Origin of the sequence: Microbacterium sp. JB110, from assembly GCF_003335195.1 — a bacterium.
GTDB lineage: Bacteria > Actinomycetota > Actinomycetes > Actinomycetales > Microbacteriaceae > Microbacterium.
This window is the reverse complement of sequence record NZ_QPGM01000002.1, coordinates 87,594-106,583: the sequence shown is the minus strand read 5'-3', so window position 1 is coordinate 106,583 and position 18,990 is coordinate 87,594. Positions and strand designations below refer to the sequence as shown.

Genomic DNA, 18,990 nt, shown 5'->3' with positions numbered 1-18,990 from the left:
CGTGGCCGCCTTCTCCCCCGCTGGCCGCGTGACCGATCTGCCTGGCAACTTCTTCGCCGACCTCGATCGCCGCATCGCCTCCGCCCGCGCCGCCGGCACCGATGTGATCGATCTGTCGAAGGGCAATCCGGATCTGCCGACGCCGGATCACATCGTGCGCGCGGCGCAGCTGGCGGTCGCCGACCCGGCGCATCACCGGTACGGCCCCTTCCAGGCGCTGCCCGATCTCGGCGACGCGATCGCCGCACGCTACCTGGCCGATCACGGCGTCGAGGTCGACCCCGCCAGACATGTCGCCGTCTTCCACGGCTCGTTGGAGGGCTTCATGTCAGCGGTGCTCGCGCTCGTGAATCCGGGGGACACGCTCGTGGTGCCCGACCCCGGCTACCCCGCGTACCGCGAAGCCGCCTCTCTCGCCGGTGCCGAGGTCGCGACGATCGGGCTCGACGCTGAACGGGGCTACGCGCCCGATCCGGCCAGGGTGGGCGCGGATCGCGCGGCGGCGATGCTGCTCAACTACCCGCACAATCCGACGGGCGCAGTCGCCGATGCGGAGACGTTCGAGACGGCGCTGACGGTGTCCGAACGCCTCGGTGCGGCGTTCCTGCACGATTTCGCCTACGGCTCGATCGGCTTCGACGGCCCGCCGCTGTCGGCGCTGGCCGTCGACGGCTCCTTCGAGCGCACAGTCGAGATCTCGACCCTCTCGAAGACGTACAACATGGCCGGATGGCGCATCGGATACGCCGTGGGGAACCCGTCGATCATCGCCGCGATGCGCGCCTATCAGGAATCGGCGTACAGCTCCGTGTTCGGCGCGATGCACGACGCGGCCACGGCGGCCCTCGCGGGCGATCAGGAGCCCGCGAGACGGCTCATCGACGTGTATCGCCGCCGCCGCGACATCGTCGTGAACGCGCTGCGGTCATCCGGATGGAGCGTGCGCCCGATGGAGGGGACCTTCTTCATCTGGCTGCGCGTCGGCGACGACGACATCGCGTTCGCGCAGGAGCTGCTCGCTTCGCACGGCGTCGCCGTCGCCAGCGGCAGCGGCTTCGGCACGGGAGGCGCCGGCTTCGTGCGCCTCAGCCTCGTGCATGATGAGGAGACGCTGCTGCGGGCGATCGAGCGCTTCCCCGCCCTGAGCACCCCGTAACCCGTACCTGTTCGTCCGGGCCGCATCCGGATGCCGGCCCGCTGTTCTGAGGAGAGACCCATGGCAGATGTCGAGAGCTTCGCGCTCGATCACACCGCGGTGCACGCCCCGTACGTGCGTCGCATCGCCGCCGAGCACGGCCAGGCTGGTGACACCATCAGCAACTTCGACCTGCGGCTGACCCAGCCGAACGAGAGCGACATTCCCACCGGTGCGCTGCACACCATCGAGCATCTGCTCGCGAGCCTTCTGCGCGATCACCTCGACGGCGTGATCGACTGCTCGCCGTTCGGATGCCGCACCGGGTTCCACCTCATCGTGTGGGGCGAGCCGAGCGTCGGTGACGTGGCCTCGGCGCTGACTGCGGCGCTGCAGTTCATCGCCGAGAAGGCGACGTGGAAGGACGTGCCGGGTGTCAGCGCCGTCGAGTGCGGCAACTACCGAGACCACAGCCTGCACGGCGCGCGCGAGTGGGCCGCGAGGATCGTCGCCCAGGGAATCAGCCGCGACGCCTTCTCGCGAGTGGTCTGATGGCCTCTTTCCCCGAACTCGCCGGTCAGGTCGTCCTGGTCACCGGAGCCGCCAGCGGAATCGGCGCCGCGACCGCGGCCGCGTTCCTCGATCAGGGGTCGCGGGTCGTCTCGGCCGACCTCGCGTTCGCGTCCGTCGAGCCGGAGCCCGCGGGCGAGCGCCTGTGGCGGGTTCGACTGGATGTGACCGACGAAGCCGCGGTGGCTTCCGCGGTGAGCGCGATCGCCGTCGCGGTCGGGCCCGTGGATGCCGTCGTGCACGCCGCGGGCATCTCGACGATGGACTTCGCCGTCGAGGCGACGTACGCCGACTGGCAGAAGACGATCGACGTGAACGCCACGGGCTCGTTCCTGGTGGCGCGCGCTGTCGCCCAGCAGCTGGTCGAGACCGGCAGGCCCGGCCGGATCGTCCTGCTCGCCTCGCAGGCGGGGAAGAACGGCTACCGCGCGATGACCAGCTATGTCGCGTCGAAGCACGCCGTGATGGGGCTGACGAAGACCATGGCGGTCGAGCTGGCGCCGCAGGGCGTCCTCGTCAACGCGATCTGCCCGGGCATCATCGAGACGGCCATGAAGCACCGCGAGCGGGTCGAGGGCGCCGAGCTGCGCGGACTCAGCGCGGCCGACATCGAGGCGGAGGACTCCTCGCAGGTGCCGCTGGGCCGCACCGGCACCGCGGAAGACGTCGCAGGCGTCGCACTCTTCCTCGCCAGCGACCTCGCCTCCTATATGACGGGACAGGGGATCAACGTCACTGGCGGCATGACGATGCACTGAGATATCGATCGTTCGGCCACTGTTCACCTCGGTGGCCGAACGGTGTCCGGCAGCACACTCGGACGTTCATCCGCCCCTCGTAGCCTGCAGATCGCCGCGTTCAGGCGCCCCGAGCCGACGCGGCGATCTTCCGGCCGACGCTGGCCCGCGCACAGTGCTCTGCCGTGCGCGGACGCGGCTTCGGCACAGCGATCGATGAACTCCGAGGAGCGACATGACTGTGACCACTGGTTCCCTCCGCGCGTGGGGAGCGGCCGCACTCGGCCTCTCCCTCGTCGCGGTGGGCCTGGGAACCCCGACAGGCGGCGAGCCGGCTGCGGCGGCACCGGCTGACGACGCGACCGACTCCGCGCACGCGCAGACCGAACCGGTCGCAAGCGCTGCGGAACTGAGCGGGGTGAACGTGCTTCAGACCACGGGCGCGCGCTCGTGGCGACTCTCCGGGTCGGAAGACCTGACGGGTCTCACCGATGGCGATCGCGACGTCGAGGGCTTCGGCGACTGGCGCTCCGGCGGCGCGGAGAACCGGGTCAACCCGAACTGGGTGGCCTACTACTTCGAGCGCCCGACCGCCGTCGACGGCGCCGCGCTCTACGAGCCGGCCGAGGCGGACAACGTCGGCGCCGTCACCTTCCAGTGGCGGAACATGCGCGGCGGGTGGGAGGACACCTCGGTCGGAACGCTGACGAACGAGGGCGAACGGCTCGCACTCACGGCGGAGTTCGACGCCGTCACGGCGACCGGGTTCCGCGCCGTGTTCGAGAACAAGTCAGACGGGTCCTGGATGCAGCTCGCCGAGCTCGAGGTCTGGGGGCCGGAGCAGTGAGCGCGCAGCAACCGAACACGTCTGTCCCTTCCCGTTCCGCTCGCAGATCCGCCGCGGTGAGGCTGACCGCGGTCGTCGGCGCGGCAGTGACCGCCGGCGCGCTCGCTGTACCCGTCACAGCGCCGACGGCCGAGGCTGCCGAAGACACGGCATCGCGCTTCACACTCGCGGTGCTGCCTGATACGCAGTTCTACTCGCGGTACTCGGCCGATCAGTTCTTCCCCCGGTACGGGACCGATCCGTTCGAGGTCCAGACGAACTGGCTCGCCGACAACGCAGACGAACTGAACATCCGGTTCACGACCCATCTCGGTGACGTCGTCGACCAGGAATGGGTGTCAGGCGAATGGGAGGCCGGCGACCGAGCGATGAGCGTGCTCGACGAGGCAGGCATGGACTACTCGGTGCTGCCTGGCAACCATGATGTCGCCGACTGGAGCGCGCGCAGCTCAGAGGGAAACGCGCAGAACTACCTGTCGCACTTCTCCGCCGACCGGCTCTCCAGCGACACGCTCGTCTCGTCGCACCAGAATGGCTACTCGAATGCGCACGTCTTCTCCGCCGAGGGGCAGGAGTTCCTCGTGCTCGCCATCGGCTGGAACGCCGAGCCGGGCACCTGGGAGTGGGCGCAGTCGGTGCTCGACGCGCACCCGACGCTTCCGACCGCCCTCACCTCGCACTCGATCATCGACATCGACAAGGAGACGGGCGACGCAGCGGACACCGAATTCGGCCAGGAGATGTGGGAAGACCTCATCCGGTCGAACGACCAGATCTTCGTCACGCTCAACGGCCACTCCCACGGCCAGACCCGGCGCGTGGTGACCAACGACGCCGGGCACGATGTGCACCAGATCCTGCTCGACTCCCAGATGGCCGCGGACGGCGGGAACGGGATCATGGGCATGATGGAATTCGACCTCGCGAACGACCGCATCGACTTCGCGACCATTTCGCCCTGGGTGACGCAGAAGGATCCCGAGACGCTCACTCCGTCCGATACCCCCGTCGTGTCGACGCCGGAAGCCGATTTCTCGCTCGAGATCGACTTCTCGGAGCGGTTCTCCTTCGCCACCGAGTTCGGTCCTGGTGACGGCGCCTACGGCGACCTCTCCGAGCGTGCGAAGGAGATCGTCAGCGAGGGCTGGGAGGGCGGCGACGGCGGCACCGAAGCGGTCACTGCCGGCAGTCGCGGCGACTACGTCGAGGTTCCGGGAACACTCGCGCACTGGCGCTTCGGCGACCAGGACGAGGGCGTGCTCCCGGAGAACGCGGAGATCACCGACGAGACCGGCGACAACCCGATGTACCGGCTTCCGGTCGACCAGATCAACGCACCGGCCGAGGTAGAGGACGTCACGATCACGCACGGCGACGCTTCGAACCTCTCGGCGGATGCCGGAGCCGTCTGCTTCGCCGACAGCTCACGGAACACCGGCAAGCTGAATTACCTGACCACGGAGTACGAGGCGCCGGTGACCCACGCCTCCTTCGACGAGGGGTACACGGTCGAGTCGTTCGTCTACCTCGCGGACAATTGGACCGTCGAAGACAACCAGTGGGGCGGTTGGCTCTCGCGCACCGGACGGCGATCGGCTCTTCCCGTTGCCTGGGAACGGTACGACTACGAGATGGGCCCGGCGTTCTTCTCGGTGTCGAACCTCAAGGAGTTCCAGTGGGCGACCACGAACGGCACCCCGTGGACCAACACCGGTTCGCTCTGGTCGGGCGAGATCATGACGGGCAACTGGTATCACGTGGCCGCGGTGAACGACGCCGAGGCGCACACCACGACGATGTACGTCGACGGCGTGCCCGTGCTGCGCAACGCCACCCAGCTCGACGGCATGACGTACGCACCGGGGTATCCGTGGGTGATCGGCACGGTGTTCAACTATGACGAGGCCTCCAACGGATGGAACGGCTGCGTGGGTGAGACCCGCATCGTCGACCACGCCATCGATTCGAGCCAGTTCCTGTACAACCGGATCGACATCGACGGCGACTTCTCCGTCACCGGTGCGCCGTCTGGCGACCTGCCCGCCGGTACGCAGCTGACCGAGCTCGAGGGTGCCGGACGCCCCGGAACCGAGGTGCGCATCGTCGACGACGCCGCAGCCGGTGCCGTGGCGGCCGTCTCGACGTCCGCCGCATCGTCCGAGACCGTGCTCGGGTCGACGACCGTGTCGGACGACGGCACGTGGAACCTGCAGCTCGACTCCGCCATCGCGGAGGCCGGTGCGTACGAGCTGTCGGCGGTGCCGAGCATCGGCTCCCGCGACGGCACCGCGGTCGCTGTGCAGTTCGCGATCGAGCCAGACGATTCCTCCGACGGGACCGACGGTGCAACGGACGGCGGCACCGACGGGGCGACGGACGGCGGCACCGACGGCGAAACCGACGGGACAGCAACTGATGCGGGCACCGACGGCGCCGGCGACAGCCCAACCGGCGACGACGCCGCGACGGATGGTGCGACCACGGACGACGACGAGGCCGCGACCGACGGCGACATGCTGCCGGCGACGGGCCTGACGACCCTCGTCTGGCTCGTGCTCGCATCCGGGCTGGTGGCACTCGGCGTCGGCGCCGCTCTGCGCCTGCGCCGCCGCGCTGACCAGCAGTCCTGACAGTGGGGGTGCGGCGTCCGTCCCCGGGAAGCCGCACCCCCACACCCAGCTGCCGAGATGCGCACTTTTCGCCGAGATGCGCCGAGCTGGCGCGCTTTCCGCGCAAAGAGTGCGCATCTCGCGAGCGTCGCCGCCTGAAACGCGCGAACGCAGCGTCAGAGGAAGCGAACCGGGAACAGCTCCGTCACCCTGATCGCCTGGTCGCGCTCCGCAATGCGCTCCGAGCGACGAGGATCCGCCAGGTACCCCTCGAGCGCCTCCTGCGACGCGAAGCGGTACAGCTGCACCTCGTGCGGATGACCGTCCGCCCCATCGCTCTGCGCGCGCCGGATGACCTCTCCGTCGTGCTCAGGGATCAGCGCGAGCACGGCGTCCTCATACGCGGTCAGCTCCTGGACCCGCCCTTCGTGGGCCCAGAGGAGACAGCACAGCAGCACTTCGCCGTCGGACATCGCCTCGGCTAGAACTGCACGCGCGGCGGCTCCGAGATCGCCGCGCCGTCGATGACTTCGAAGAACTCGCGCTCGGTGAAGCCGAGCCCGCGGGCGAACATGTTGTTGGGGAACACCTTGATCTTCGTGTTCAAATCCCGCACGCCGCCGTTGTAGAACCGGCGCGATGCCTGGATCTTGTCCTCCGTGTCGACGAGATCCTTCTGCAGCTCGAGGTAGTTCTGACTCGCCTGCAGCTGCGGATACGCTTCGGCGACGGCGAACAGGCTCTTCAGCGCCTGTTCCAGATGCCCCTCCGCAGCCCCGGCGGAGCGCGGCGACGTCGCCTGCAGGGTCTCCGCGCGCGCTCGCGTGACGTTCTCGAACACGGCCTTCTCATGGGACGCGTATCCCTTGACCGTCTCGATCAGGTTCGGAACGAGATCGGCACGGCGCTTGAGCTGCACCGTGATGCCGCTCCACGCTTCGTCGACGCGAACACCCAGTTGCACGAGCGAGTTGTACGTCGCCCACAGATAGATGCCGACAGCGACCAGCAGGACAACGACGATCCCGACCGGAATGAGCCACTCCATGTGAAAACCCCCTCGATTGCTGTTCCCAGTGTACGAGCACAAGCATGACGCGAACCGTGAAGATCTTCCCGTCGTCATCACCCGGTACCGTGTCAATGTGACCGACGAACTCATGTTCCGCACGGCGAATCCCTCAGACGTGGACCGGATCGTCGACCTCGTGCAATCGGCGTACCGGGGCGAGGAGAGCCGCGCCGGATGGACGACCGAGGCACATCTGCTCGACGGCCAGCGCACGGATGCCCGCGAGGTCGTCCCGCTCGTATCCGGAGATCCGGATGTCTCGCGCATCGTGCTCGCCTGTCTCGGTGATGCCGCGCTCGCCTGCTGCCACATCGAGAACCGCGGCGACCACGCCTACTTCGGCATGTTCGCCGTCTCCCCCGTCGCGCAGTCAGGCGGCATCGGTCGCGCGCTCCTGGCCGAGGCGGAGCGCGTCGCCCGCTCGTGGCGCTTGGACGAGCAGCGCATGACCGTGATCAGCGCGAGGAGCGACCTCATCGCCTGGTATGAGCGCCGCGGCTACGACCGCACCGGCGTCACCAGCCCGTTCCCCTACGGCGACGAACGCTTCGGCGTCCCCCGCCGCGCCGACCTCGCCTTCGAAGAGCTGCGCAAGCTCCTCTGATCCGCCCGATCTCTTCATTTCTGGCACATCTCCGGTGGTGTGCCCACCCGGAGATGTGCCAGAAATGAAGGTTTGGACCCACTCAGGACGCGGCAGCGTCGAGGGAGAGCGCCGAGGTGAAGGTACGCGGCGCTGCGGTGATGGGGTCGTCGAACTCGAGGTGGTCCGCGAGCAGCTGCAGAGCGTGTGTGAAGTCGTAGCCGTCTGGCCCCTCATCGACGGGGTAGACCGGGTCGCCGAGCAGCGGCATCCCGAGCGCGTTCATATGCACGCGCAGCTGGTGAGTCTTACCGGTGTGCGGGGTGAGCGTGAACTCCCCCATCGGACGCCCCTCGTGCTCGTCGATGCGATCGAGCCGGATGGACGTGTGCGCGTTCGGCTGCCCTTCGACGACGCGCACGGCGCGCACGCCGTCGGTCTTGAGCAGTCGGTTCCGGATGTCGCCGGCCGCGCCTCCGACCTCGAGGCCGAGAGGAAGCGGATCGCCTGAGCGCCACTCGTCCGGCAGCCACGCCAGCGCCCGATACGTCTTGCGGATCCGACGCTCCTGGAACAGCATCTGATACCGGCCGCGCGTCGCCGGGCGCCGGGAGAGCACGAGCAGCCCCGCGGTGACGCGGTCGAGCCGGTGGATCGCGACGATGTCGTCCTCCCCGCGCTCCGCCCGCAGCCGGGTGACGACGCTCTCGCGCACGAACCGGCCGTTCGGTGTCGAAGCGAGGAAGTGCGGTTTGTCGACGACGAGCAGGTCGGCATCCTCATGCCGGATGTCGATCTCGAACGGTACACGAGGCTCCGGCGGGTACGGCTTGTGGAAGAAGTAGAAGCCGCCCGGCGTGACGGGGTCGTCGAGCGACACCCGTTCGCCGAACGCAGTGGTGAGCGAACCGTCATCGCTCGTGAAGAACTCCGGTTCCCACGTCCGGTCGTCGAAGGCCTGCTCCCGCCCGAGTGTCCGCGGGATCACGACTTTCTCGAGCCAGTCCCGGATCGTCGCCGGCACCGCATCATCCGCTGCGGCGTGCGTCTCCCGCCCGCCCGGCGCCCGCAGGCGCGCCGCAGAGATGCCGTCTCGCGGCGGCAGCACCCGCATTCCCCGAAGCCTCACGAGAACAAGAGCCTACCGGCGCCCGCTGACGGACATCCGGATGCCCTACCCTGGTCGCATCGTGGCCGACAAGATCGACTTCAAGAAGACGCTCGACGCCTACAGCGCGCCGCGCGGGGCGTTCCGTGTGGTCGAGGTTCCCGACAGGCGATACCTGGCGATCGACGGCCACGGCGACCCCAATTCGTCGTCGGAGTACGCCGACGCCCTCGCGGCGCTCTATCCGGTCGCCTACAGGCTGAAGTTCGCCAGCAAGGCGGACGGCCGAGACTACGTCGTGCCGCCCTTGGAAGGGCTGTGGTGGGCCGACGATATGCGCGCGTTCACGACCGCGCGAGACAAGACCCGGTGGCACTGGACCATGATGCTGATGATCCCCGACTGGATCGGCACGGAGATGGTCGACGCGACTATGGAACTCGTCGGGCGCAGCGATCCCCCTGCACAGCTGCACGAGATCCGCATCGAGACGCTGTCCGAGGGAAGCTGCGTGCAGACCCTGCACATCGGTCCCTTCGATGACGAAGGGCCCGTCTTGGAGCGCATGCACGACGAGTTCATCCCAGCGAACGGACTCCGGATGCGCGGAACCCACCATGAGGTGTACTTCAGCGACGTTCGCCGAGTCTCACCTCACCGGATGCGCACACTGCTCCGTCAGCCGGTGACGCGCGCCTGACGCCGCCCCTCCGTGGCCCGGCGCCCTGCCCGCACGCCGGTGTGATTCCGAGGGCTGTTGGTCCCCCCAGTGGGGTTCGAACCCACACTGGGCCGATTTTAAGTCGGCTGCCTCTGCCGGTTGGGCTATGGGGGGATGCGCCGAGGGCGCCCCACCACGGTATCGGGTGGGGCGCCCTCGGCGCATGAGACGAGCGCTACTTCGCTGCTTCTGCCTTCTCAGCGTCGACGTTCTCAGCATCCGTCTCCGCCGGGGAGGCGTCGGTCTTCTCTGCCTCCGGCTCGGGCTTCGGCTCGACCGGTGCCGGCTTCGACTCCTCGACCTTGGGCTTGGGCCGCGAGGCGAACTCCTCGAAGAACCCGCGCGGGTTCTGCGACGTCTGCAGCTGCACCTGGTCGCGCCCCAGGAAGAGGTTGTGCCACCAGCCCCACAGCACGCGCCACTTGCGCTCCCACGTGGGCATCGCCAGGCCGTGGTAGCCGCGGTGCGCCACCCAGGCGAGGAAGCCCTTCAGCGCGATCTTGCCCGACTGGAACACACCGGTGCCGAGGCCGAGACCCGCGACCGCGCCGAGGTTCTTGTGGAAGTACTCGACAGTGTCCTCGCCGCGCAGCACGGCGACGAGGTTCTTCGCGAGGCGCTTGGCCTGACGCACCGCGTGCTGGGCGTTCGGCACGCAGGTGCCGTCGGGCAGACCGCCGGTCTTGTCCGGCACAGCCGCCACGTCGCCGGCGGCCCACGCGCCCTCGATGAGATCGCCGTCGGCGTCGACCACGCGCAGGTCGGCCTGCGTCGTGATGCGACCGCGCGGCTCACGGGGCAGATCGCTGCCGCCCACGACCTGCGGATTCGCCATCACACCTGCGGTCCAGATGATGAGGTCGCTGGGGTATTCCTCGCCCGTGTTCGTCTTCACGACGCCGTCGGTCGCGTCGGCGACCTGGGTGTCGAGGTGCACGTAGGCACCGCGCTTGGCGAGATCCTTCAGCACCCACTCGCTCGTCGGAAGCGACACCTCCGGCATGATCCGGCCCATCGCCTCGATGAGATGGAAGTGAGTCTCCTCGAACGTGATCTCCGGGAACTTGTTCAGCAGTGCCGAGGCCGCCGAGCGCAGCTCGCCGAACGTCTCGATCCCGGCGAACCCGCCGCCGACGACGACAACGGTCAGCAGCCGCTTGCGCAGCTCGCTGTCCTTGGGGAGCGACGCCGCCTGCTCGAAGTTCGCGATCAGGCGATCACGCACGGCGATCGCCTCCTCGATCGACTTCAGCCCGATCGCGTTGTCCGCGATGCCCGGGATCGGGAACGTGCGCGACACCGACCCGGCGGTGACGACGATGTGGTCGTACTCGAAGTCGTACTCCTCGCCACCGTTCGGCGAGATCGTGGCGACTCTGCTGTCGTGGTCGATGCCGGTGACCTTGGCGTTGATCACCTTCGTGCGCTTGAGGTGACGACGGTGCGAGACGACCGTGTGGCGCGGCTCGATCGATCCGGCCGCGACCTCGGGCAGGAACGGCAGGTAGGTCAGGTACGGCAGCGGGTCGACTACGACGATCTCCGCCTCGCCCTTGCGCAGGTGCTTCTCGAGCTTCCACGCGGTGTAGAAGCCGGCGTAACCGCCGCCGACGATAAGAATCTTGGGCACGAGTGAGGAACTCCTTCAATCGGATGTGCTGGGCGTGCGGCTCTCAGAGCGCGCAGAACGAGTGCGTCGGACGACAGCAACGAGGCCGAGCGCAATCAGGATACCAGCGCCGCTGAGCGCAACGATCGGCAGCGTGCCCTCGCGGAGCGACTCCGGCGTCGGCAGCCACGGCGATCCGGCCTCCGTCGGGGGCTCAGCGGGCGGCAGTGCAGGCAGCTCGACGTCGCCGACCTCCGGCTGCGTTTCCGCGTCGGTGTCGGCGCGTCGATAGAGCCGGATCCACTCCTCGAGGGTGGTCTCCGCGACCGGATTCTCTGCGACGACCGGCACATCGCGCTCCACGGCCCGCGCCGCGTCGACGATGCCGTAGCCGTAGTCCGCATCAGGCAGGTCGACGCCGTCGACGCTGCTGGTGGTCTTCACTATGCGATTGATGACGTTGTTCGCATCGAGCTCCGGATGCGCCGAGCGCACCAGTGCGGCGATGCCCGCCACGATCGGGGCCGCGCCGCTCGTGCCCTCCCACTGCATCAGCGTGCCATCCGGAGCGAGACCCAGCAGCTCCTCGCTGGGGCCGGTGACACCGATCGTGATGCCCTGCGTCGAGGCGTCTTTGCTGATGTCGCCTTCGCGGTCGACGCCTCCGACGACCAGCACACCGGGAATCGTCGCCGGCGCACCGACGGATTCCGTGCCGCTGCTGCGGTTGCCCGCCGCGACCACGACGACCGCGTCGTTGTCGAAGGCATAGAGGAACGCGTCGTCCCACGACTCGTCCCAGCTGAGGGTATTGGTCGTCCAGGACAGGTTGATCACGTCTGCGCCGTGGTCGACGGCCCACCGGATGGCCTCCGGCACCTGCTCGACGAAGGGAACGGCGACGGATGCCTCGAAGCCGACCGAGATGGACAGGAGGTCAGCTTCCGGCGCGACGCCGATGAATCCCTCGTCCTCGCCCGTGCCGCGAGCCGCGGCGATCGAGCCGACGAGCGTGCCGTGGTTGCGATTGAGCACGCCGACCGGAGTGCGGCCGTCGTCCGACCCGCTTCCCGACACGTCGGTTCCGGCCGAGACCGCGTCGTCGATCTCCTCCGCGCCTGTGCCGATGCCGGTGTCGATGACGGCGATCGTCGTGCCCTCGCCGCGCGTGGTCTCCCACGCGTCGGTGATGCCGTACTCGTCCAGCCAGTACTCGGCCACTCTGACCGGGTCTTCCTTCGGCTCTTCGTCCTCGTCCTTGTGATCCTCCGCGACCGCGGCGCCGCTGAGCAGAACGACGGCGGCGATCGCACCGGCGAGCACCGCGCTCGCACGCCTGGCAGCGCCGGCGATCATCCGGTGACTCCCGCGGGTTCGCCGCGCAGCGCGGCGCCGGGGTCGACGCACTCGCAGCGCTCAGGCGACCACGCGGAGCGACGCAGCGCCTCGTCGCCGAGCGGGTTCACACCCTGACCCGCGGCGAGCGCGTGACCGGCGAGTGCGTGCAGGCACTTCACACGCGTCGGCATGCCACCGGCAGAGATGCCGTCGATCTCCGGGACCTCGCCGAACTGCGCGCGGTCTGCCAAGAACGCTTCGTGCGCCGCTGTGTACTGCGCCCTCGCCTCGTCATCTTCTGCAAGGTGCTGGTTCATCTCGACCATGACCTGGCCGGCCTCGAGCCGGGACATCTCGGCGGTGGCCGCCGGATGGGTCAGATAGTAGAAGGTGGGGAAGGGCGAGCCGTTCTCGAGCCGCGGTGCGGTCGAGACGACAGTCGGATTGCCGCAGACGCAGCGCGCGGAGATGCCGACGACTCCTCGGGCCTCGCGCCCGAGCTGCTCGGACACGACCCGGATGTCGGCGGCCGTCACAGGAGCAAAAGGCGGAGTCGTCACGCGCCCAGGGTATCGAGACCGGCTGACAAACGACTTGAACCCGCCGATGCCGCCGTTCTCGATGCCGAAGCATCCAGACGACGCGAGGTCGCGCCGGCGTGCGCGATCACCCCGCGTCGCTGTCGCTGTCGCGCTACTCGGCCGCGGCCCGCTCGGACAGGCCGGCCTCGGTGATGGAGCGCAGCAGCTGGCCGCCCCAATCGCTGCGGGCTTCCTCGACCTCATCACTGATGGGCTCTGCGTCCTGCGGCTGCTCGGACTCGTCGAGGTCGTTCACGATCAGGTACGGCACCTCGCCCGGCTTGGTGTAGTACAGCCGTTCGCGGGCCTGCGCCATGATGTACGCCTCGTCGCCCCAGCGCTGCTGTTCGTCCTCGAGCGCGTCGATCTCGCTCTGCGTCAGCTGCACCGACTCCTCGAGTGCGGCGATCTTCTGACGCTGTTCGACGTAGGTCGACACGGTCGGCACCAGCACGAGCGCGCCCAGCACCACGAGCGCGAGCATGATCATCGTGAAGCCCGACAGCCGGAGCCTGGCGAGCCACTCGCGTGCGGACGAACGGGAAGGGGGAGCCGATGTGCTCATCCGCTCCCCCTTCCGTCAGTGCTTTCGTGCGATCAGCCCGTGAATCGCGGGTAGGCGCCGCGACCGGCGAACACCGCCGCGCCACCGAGCTCCTCTTCGATCCGCAGAAGCTGATTGTACTTCGCGACGCGGTCGCTGCGAGCGGGCGCGCCCGACTTGATCTGACCGCAGTTCACGGCGACGGACAGGTCGGCGATCGTGGTGTCCTCGGTCTCGCCCGAGCGGTGCGACATCATCGCGGTGTAGCCGGCGTTCTGCGCCATCGACACGGCGTCGAAGGTCTCGGTGAGGGTGCCGATCTGGTTGACCTTCACCAGCAGCGAGTTGGCCACGCCGTCCTTGATGCCGCGGGCAAGGCGCTCGGGGTTGGTGACGAACAGGTCGTCGCCGACGAGCTGCACCTTGTCGCCGATGGCGGCGGTGAGGGCGCTCCAGCCCTCCCAGTCGTCTTCGGCGAGCGCGTCCTCGATGGTGACGAGCGGGTAGTTCTCGACGAGCTCCTCGTAGTACTTCGTGAGCTCCTCGGACGTCATGTCCTTGCCCTCGAAGCGGTACTTCCCATCCGAGAAGAACTCGGTCGAGGCCACGTCGAGCCCGACGGCGATGTCCTTGCCCGGCGTAAAGCCGGCCTTCTCGATCGACGCCATCAGGAAGTCGAGTGCCTCGCGGTTGTTCGGCAGGTCGGGGGCGAAACCGCCCTCATCGCCGAGGCCCGTCGCGAAGCCGCCGGCGAGCAGCTCCTTCTTGAGCACCTGGTAGGTCTCCGCACCCCAACGGAGCGACTCGGAGAACGTCTCGGCGCCGTGCGGCACGAGGAAGAACTCCTGCATCTCAATGCCGTTGTCTGCGTGCTCGCCGCCGTTGATGACGTTCAGCGCGGGAACGGGCAGCACGTGCGCGTTGGGGCCGCCGAGGTAGCGGAACAGCGGAAGGTCGGCGCTGTCTGCTGCCGCCTTGGCGACGGCGAGGCTGACGCCGAGGATCGCGTTGGCGCCCGTGCGCTTCTTGTTCTCGGTGCCGTCGGTCTCGTTCAAGGTGGCGTCGACGAGGCGCTGGTCGCTCGCATCGAGGCCCTCAACAGCCGGGCCGAGTTCGTCGAGGACGGCATCGACGGCCTTCAACACGCCCTTCCCGCCGTAACGGCCCTTGTCGCCGTCGCGCAGTTCGTACGCTTCGAACGCACCGGTCGATGCGCCGGACGGAACAGCGGCGCGCTGCACGATGCCGTCGGCGAGGAGGACCTCCACCTCGACGGTCGGGTTGCCGCGCGAGTCGAGGATCTCGCGAGCGCCTACAGCTTCGATTTCTGCCACGGATGACTCCTTCAGAAGTGGTCTTGGTCCCGCACCGCGGCAATGTCCGCACGCCGCACCGGGCTCGCACACAGCCTATCCGGATCGCCCCTGCGATCCAGCATCCGGATCGCCTTCGGCGAAGCGCTCGCTGTCCGTTCCGATCCGCTTCACCCGGCCGACATGAGTACGGCCGCGCGAGACGAGTACGATCCCACCCCGGAAGGTCGACGCCCGGGAGGTCGTACTCAAGCCGACGCGTTCGGCGACGTCGGGCCGGGGCGCCCCGGCTTCGATGGAGCGAACCCGGTGAGCCTGTCGGACCGGAACTGCCCCGCAGCGATGAGCACGACGATGACCACGGCGAGCACGATCCACATCGGAACGCCCATGGGCGCGATCAGCGCAGGGTCGGGCTCCGTGCCCGCCGCGGTGAACAGCATCGTCGCCTGGCCGACGGCGTTGAGCGCGCCGTGGGCGAAGACGGCCGGCCACACTGATCCGGTGCGCAGTCGGAGCCAGCCGAACAGCACCCCGAGCAGCACGCATGCGGCGACCATCATCAGCACACCGGAGACGTCGGTGCGGCCGTAGTTCTGCCCCAGCAGGATGAGCGGTGCGTGCCACAGGCCCCAGACCACCCCGGTGATGAGCAGCGCCGGCCACACTCCGCGGGACCGCAGCGCCGCGGTCAGCCATCCGCGCCAGCCGATCTCCTCGCCGAACGCGGCGATCGCGTTGGGCACGACGGCGGCGAACGGAACCATGACGAGCTGTGTGAGCACGACGACCCACGGGCTGACTCCTGTCAGGTCGGCCCCCGCGGCTTCGAGCTGGGCGGCGAAGCCGGAGAGGTTCTGCAGATCGAGTTCGACGAACCCCAGCATTCCGGACAGCGCGATGCCCACCATGGTGAGCACGATCGGGCCGAACAGCCCGATCACGCAGAACCAGACCGTACGCCCCACAGGCCTCAGCGGCCACATGCCGAGGAAGCGCAGCGCGCCGCGGTGCGGGGCCCGCATCGCGAGCACGACGACGAGCACCGCCAGCGCAGGCGTGAACATCATCGCCACGGCGATCGCCTGCCCGACCAGCGGCGGCACCGGGCCGAGCCACAGCGGGATCGCCACGGCCCAGGCGAGCGCCATCGCAACGACGACGAACACCGCGATGGCGCCCCATCCGGCTCGTGGAACGCGGCTGTCTCCGCGACGCGTGCTGTCGTTCTCAGTCGTGTCCGTCATGATCTGCTGCCTTCTTCGTCTCGTCCGTCGTCGTCATCCGGAATCGCGCCTGCCAGCAGGGCGGCGCCCGTGGCCGCATCGTCGACCGTGACGGTGACGCTCTTCCCCGCATCCGTCGTGACGCGGATCGCCTCTCCCGCGCGCAGCACGATGCCGAGCCCCGTTCCGACTCCGTAGCGCCACCCCCACCCGCCGTAGTCGCCCATCGGGCTGACGTGCACGACGTCGACCGACCGGATGCTCGCGTGCGGCACGTGCTTGCGCGGCCAGCCCAGCGGCGCACGCACGGTGAGACCGTGGCCGTCGACGCGCACGACGAAGACGGAGCCGAACATGACGGCGGCCGTGACCAGAGCCAGCGCCGCGATCGTGATCCAGGAACCGACGCTCACAGCACCGCTGAGCCGGATGTCGAGAATCGTGGTGGTCAGGGCGAGCCCCGCCACCAGCGCGATGAGGAGGCCGAGTGCGACGAGGCCGGCGCGTGCGATCGACACGCTGCGGATCCATACCGCGCGCTCGCCCGGCCCGAGTTCGAGGCCCGCCGGCGTCTCGCCGCCGCGGCTCTCATCTGCGGGGACGGAGAGCGACAGCTTCCACGCGGCGAACCCGAGCAGCGCGCCCACCGCCAGACCGCCGACGAGGAACCCGCCGACACCGGGCGCGTCACGCGCGTCGTCGAGGCCGATCTGCGCCACCGCCGAAGCGAACTGGCTCAGCCCCACCAGCGAGACCTCCACCCACACGATCGCCGCCATCAGTCTGAAGGAGATCCGCCCGCCGGTGTTCGTGCGGATTCCGGAGAGCGCCAGTCCCGCCACCAGCACAGTGACGCCGCCGCCGACGCCCGCCATCATCGCGGGGAACGTCCACGCCGGCCCGAACCCGTCAGGCCCGCCGGTGAGACCCCAGTGGATCGCGGCAGGGTCCGGCATGTGCGGCAGCAGCACGACGAGCACGAGGGAGAGCATCACGAGCACGCTCAGCGGGAGGATCAGCCCCACCCATCGGAACCGGCGAACGGCCCGTGCGCGCAGCGCGTCGTAGGTGTCGGTCATGACTTTCCTTTCGCGGATCGGGCGGCCCGCGTCTGCGTCGGATTCCGGCCGCCTCTGACGAGCCCGGCCAGCACCTCCGTTGAGACTCCGAGCGACGAGGCACGGTCGACGAGCGCCCGGATGTCGTCGTGCAGCTCTGCGACCGAGCCGGCCGCTGCGGTGACGACCGCTCCCCTGCCCGGGCGCATATCGACGAGACCGTCGTCGCGCAGCTGCTGGTACGCGTGCAGCACCGTGTGCAGGTTCACCCCCAGTGAGGCGGCGACCTGCTTCGCCGAAGGAAGCCTGTCACCCTCACCGACGGAGCCTGCGACGATGTCGCCTCGGATGGACGCCGCGATCTGGGTGAAGACGGGTTCCTCACGCGTCGGGTCGATCCGAATGAGCATGCGCTTATTCTAGCGCAAATAGAACTATTGGGCCAGTATCCTGTCGAGGTCTCGTCCCGTGCACTCCGGCGTCACCGCGCGCCCGTAGAATCCGCGCATGCCCTCCCCCTCGCTCGCCCGTCGTCTCGGACTGGGCGATGCCGTTGCCATCGGGCTCGGCTCGATGATCGGCGCCGGCGTCTTCGCGGTGTTCGCTCCCGCGGCAGCGGCCGCCGGATCGGGCCTGCTGATCGGGCTCGGGCTGGCGGCCGTCGTCGCCTTCGCGAACGCGACGAGCTCCGCCCAGCTCGCTGCGGTGCATCCGGTCTCCGGCGGCAGCTATGCCTACGGCCGTGCCGAGTTGAACGACTGGTGGGGATTCCTCGCCGGGTGGTGCTTCATGATCGGCAAGACGGCGAGCTGCGCGGCGATGGCGCTGACCTTCGCCGCATATGCCTGGCCCGGCATGGAGCGTCCGGTGGCGATCGCGGCGGTCGTCGTGCTGTGCGCGATCAACCTCGCCGGCGTCACACGCACCGCGCTGGCGAGGAAGATCATCGTCTCGCTCGTGCTCGCGGTGCTCGCGGTCGTCGTGGCCGCTGGGGTGTCTGCTGGACTCGACAATGCCGCCGTCGCGGATCCGGGCGATGCGGCGCTGCTCGTCAGCGGCGCGCCCCCGACGTTCCTCGGCGACGGCCTGCTGGCATCCGGATGGCACGGCATCCTGCAGTCGGCCGGCCTGATCTTCTTCGCCTTCGCCGGCTACGCGCGGATCGCCACGATGGGCGAGGAGGTGCGCGACCCCCGCCGCACGATCCCGCGGGCGATCGTGGTCGCACTGACCGGTGCCGTCGTCGTCTACGCCGTGCTCGCCGCCATCGTGCTGTGGGCGCTCGGACCGCAGGGCGCGGCGGAGTCGGCCGCTCCTCTGGCCGACATCGTCGGCGCGGCCGGATGGGCGTGGGCGGAGCCCGCCGTCAGGGTCGGCGCCGCGCTCGCGTCGCTGGGTGCGCTGCTGGCGCTGTTCGCCGGGCTCGGCCGCACGGGCCTCGCGATGGCGCGAGAAGACGACCTGCCGCGTTTCCTCTCTGCCGTCTCGAAGCGCACCGGAGTGCCGCACCGGGCAGAACTCGCCGTCTGCGCCGTGGTGATCGCGCTGGTCGCGTTCGTCGACCTGCGCGGCGCGATCGGGTTCTCGTCGTTCGGCATCATGCTCTACTACCTGGTCGCGAACCTCGCGGCGCTGCGCCAGGGGCGCGACGTGCGCCGCTACCCCCGCTGGCTGCAGGTGCTGGGGGCGGCGCTGTGCGTCGTGATCGCCGCCAGCCTGCCGTGGCAGAGCATCGTCGGCGGCGTGATCGTCATCGCCGTCGGCCTCGCCTACCGCGCCATCCGGCTGCGCCGCGCGCGCTGACCCGCACCCCGCTGCTCCGACACACTGCACAATCCCCCAGCCGCGGCACAATCGCCCGGGGAATGCCGCGGCTCAATGAGCCTGCCGCGGCTCAGAGCACCCCACACCGAAGCTCAGCACCCCGTCCCCGTGCCCG

General features: G+C 69.0%; 19 protein-coding genes and 1 tRNA gene. 8 read left to right on the top strand and 12 right to left on the bottom strand.

Features of this window, described 5'->3' with window-relative positions; all coding sequences use genetic code 11:
• Position 1: 1 nt before the first annotated feature.
• From CIK77_RS03925 to CIK77_RS03910, 5 genes are all read left to right on the top strand, one after another.
• On the top strand, positions 2–1,156 hold the full coding sequence (locus CIK77_RS03925) for an aminotransferase class I/II-fold pyridoxal phosphate-dependent enzyme (protein WP_087056163.1): 1,155 nt from the start codon (positions 2–4) through the stop codon (positions 1,154–1,156).
• A gap of 60 nt (positions 1,157–1,216) precedes the next feature.
• Positions 1,217–1,687: an S-ribosylhomocysteine lyase gene (locus CIK77_RS03920; RefSeq protein WP_087056162.1), complete on the top strand. Its 471-nt coding sequence runs from the start codon at positions 1,217–1,219 to the stop codon at positions 1,685–1,687.
• On the top strand, positions 1,687–2,463 hold the full coding sequence (locus CIK77_RS03915) for an SDR family NAD(P)-dependent oxidoreductase (RefSeq protein ID WP_087056161.1): 777 nt from the start codon (positions 1,687–1,689) through the stop codon (positions 2,461–2,463). Before CIK77_RS03920 ends, CIK77_RS03915 begins: the two co-directional genes overlap by 1 nt.
• A 214-nt stretch (positions 2,464–2,677) precedes the next feature.
• Positions 2,678–3,289, top strand: a complete 612-nt coding sequence (locus CIK77_RS17590) for a hypothetical protein (protein WP_087056160.1) — start codon at positions 2,678–2,680, stop codon at positions 3,287–3,289.
• A 56-nt stretch (positions 3,290–3,345) separates the two neighbouring features.
• Positions 3,346–5,919 (top strand): metallophosphoesterase, encoded by a 2,574-nt coding sequence (locus CIK77_RS03910; protein ID WP_170934228.1) that lies wholly within the window; start codon positions 3,346–3,348, stop codon positions 5,917–5,919.
• A 155-nt stretch (positions 5,920–6,074) separates the two neighbouring features.
• Here CIK77_RS03910 and CIK77_RS03905 read toward each other — a convergent pair whose 3' ends face one another.
• Together CIK77_RS03905 and CIK77_RS03900 are read right to left on the bottom strand one after the other, a co-directional pair.
• Positions 6,075–6,371 (bottom strand): hypothetical protein, encoded by a 297-nt coding sequence (locus tag CIK77_RS03905; protein ID WP_087056158.1) that lies wholly within the window; start codon positions 6,369–6,371, stop codon positions 6,075–6,077.
• 8 nt (positions 6,372–6,379) lie between these two features.
• Complete coding sequence (locus CIK77_RS03900) at positions 6,380–6,946, bottom strand: LemA family protein (protein WP_087056157.1); 567 nt, start codon at positions 6,944–6,946, stop codon at positions 6,380–6,382.
• A gap of 97 nt (positions 6,947–7,043) precedes the next feature.
• Here CIK77_RS03900 and CIK77_RS03895 point away from each other — a divergent pair, with 97 nt between their 5' ends.
• On the top strand, positions 7,044–7,574 hold the full coding sequence (locus CIK77_RS03895) for a GNAT family N-acetyltransferase (RefSeq protein WP_249268701.1): 531 nt from the start codon (positions 7,044–7,046) through the stop codon (positions 7,572–7,574).
• An 82-nt stretch (positions 7,575–7,656) separates the two neighbouring features.
• Here the strand turns inward: CIK77_RS03895 and CIK77_RS03890 are convergent, their stop codons facing one another.
• Positions 7,657–8,682, bottom strand: coding sequence for a pseudouridine synthase (locus CIK77_RS03890; protein ID WP_249268700.1), 1,026 nt, complete (start codon positions 8,680–8,682; stop codon positions 7,657–7,659).
• A 61-nt stretch (positions 8,683–8,743) separates the two neighbouring features.
• Here CIK77_RS03890 and CIK77_RS03885 point away from each other — a divergent pair, with 61 nt between their 5' ends.
• Positions 8,744–9,361, top strand: a complete 618-nt coding sequence (locus CIK77_RS03885) for a GyrI-like domain-containing protein (protein WP_170934227.1) — start codon at positions 8,744–8,746, stop codon at positions 9,359–9,361.
• Positions 9,362–9,419: 58 nt separating this feature from the next.
• Here CIK77_RS03885 and CIK77_RS03880 read toward each other — a convergent pair.
• From CIK77_RS03880 to CIK77_RS03840, 9 genes are all read right to left on the bottom strand, one after another.
• Positions 9,420–9,496: transfer RNA gene (locus CIK77_RS03880), tRNA-Leu, on the bottom strand.
• 61 nt (positions 9,497–9,557) lie between these two features.
• Positions 9,558–11,012 (bottom strand): NAD(P)/FAD-dependent oxidoreductase, encoded by a 1,455-nt coding sequence (locus tag CIK77_RS03875; RefSeq protein ID WP_087056154.1) that lies wholly within the window; start codon positions 11,010–11,012, stop codon positions 9,558–9,560.
• Positions 11,013–11,027: 15 nt separating this feature from the next.
• Positions 11,028–12,347 carry a S8 family serine peptidase gene (locus tag CIK77_RS03870; protein ID WP_087056153.1) on the bottom strand — a complete coding sequence of 440 codons (1,320 nt, stop codon included), beginning with the start codon at positions 12,345–12,347 and terminating at the stop codon, positions 11,028–11,030.
• On the bottom strand, positions 12,344–12,889 hold the full coding sequence (locus CIK77_RS03865; RefSeq protein WP_087056152.1) for a DUF501 domain-containing protein: 546 nt from the start codon (positions 12,887–12,889) through the stop codon (positions 12,344–12,346). Before CIK77_RS03865 ends, CIK77_RS03870 begins: the two co-directional genes overlap by 4 nt.
• A gap of 133 nt (positions 12,890–13,022) precedes the next feature.
• The gene (locus CIK77_RS03860; protein WP_087056151.1) at positions 13,023–13,475 is read right to left on the bottom strand and encodes a septum formation initiator family protein; all 453 of its coding nucleotides are present in this window, start codon (positions 13,473–13,475) and stop codon (positions 13,023–13,025) included.
• Positions 13,476–13,507: 32 nt separating this feature from the next.
• Positions 13,508–14,788, bottom strand: a complete 1,281-nt coding sequence (gene eno, locus CIK77_RS03855; RefSeq protein ID WP_087056150.1) for a phosphopyruvate hydratase — start codon at positions 14,786–14,788, stop codon at positions 13,508–13,510.
• Between the two features lie 227 nt (positions 14,789–15,015).
• Positions 15,016–16,014 carry a CPBP family intramembrane glutamic endopeptidase gene (locus CIK77_RS03850; protein ID WP_087056149.1) on the bottom strand — a complete coding sequence of 333 codons (999 nt, stop codon included), beginning with the start codon at positions 16,012–16,014 and terminating at the stop codon, positions 15,016–15,018.
• The gene (locus CIK77_RS03845) at positions 16,011–17,072 is read right to left on the bottom strand and encodes a DUF1648 domain-containing protein (RefSeq protein ID WP_087056148.1); all 1,062 of its coding nucleotides are present in this window, start codon (positions 17,070–17,072) and stop codon (positions 16,011–16,013) included. The genes CIK77_RS03850 and CIK77_RS03845 overlap by 4 nt, the downstream gene beginning before the upstream one ends.
• Positions 17,069–17,461, bottom strand: coding sequence for a GntR family transcriptional regulator (locus tag CIK77_RS03840; protein WP_087056147.1), 393 nt, complete (start codon positions 17,459–17,461; stop codon positions 17,069–17,071). The genes CIK77_RS03845 and CIK77_RS03840 overlap by 4 nt, the downstream gene beginning before the upstream one ends.
• A 97-nt stretch (positions 17,462–17,558) precedes the next feature.
• Here CIK77_RS03840 and CIK77_RS03835 point away from each other — a divergent pair, with 97 nt between their 5' ends.
• Positions 17,559–18,854 (top strand): APC family permease, encoded by a 1,296-nt coding sequence (locus tag CIK77_RS03835; RefSeq protein ID WP_087056146.1) that lies wholly within the window; start codon positions 17,559–17,561, stop codon positions 18,852–18,854.
• Positions 18,855–18,990 lie beyond the last annotated feature (136 nt).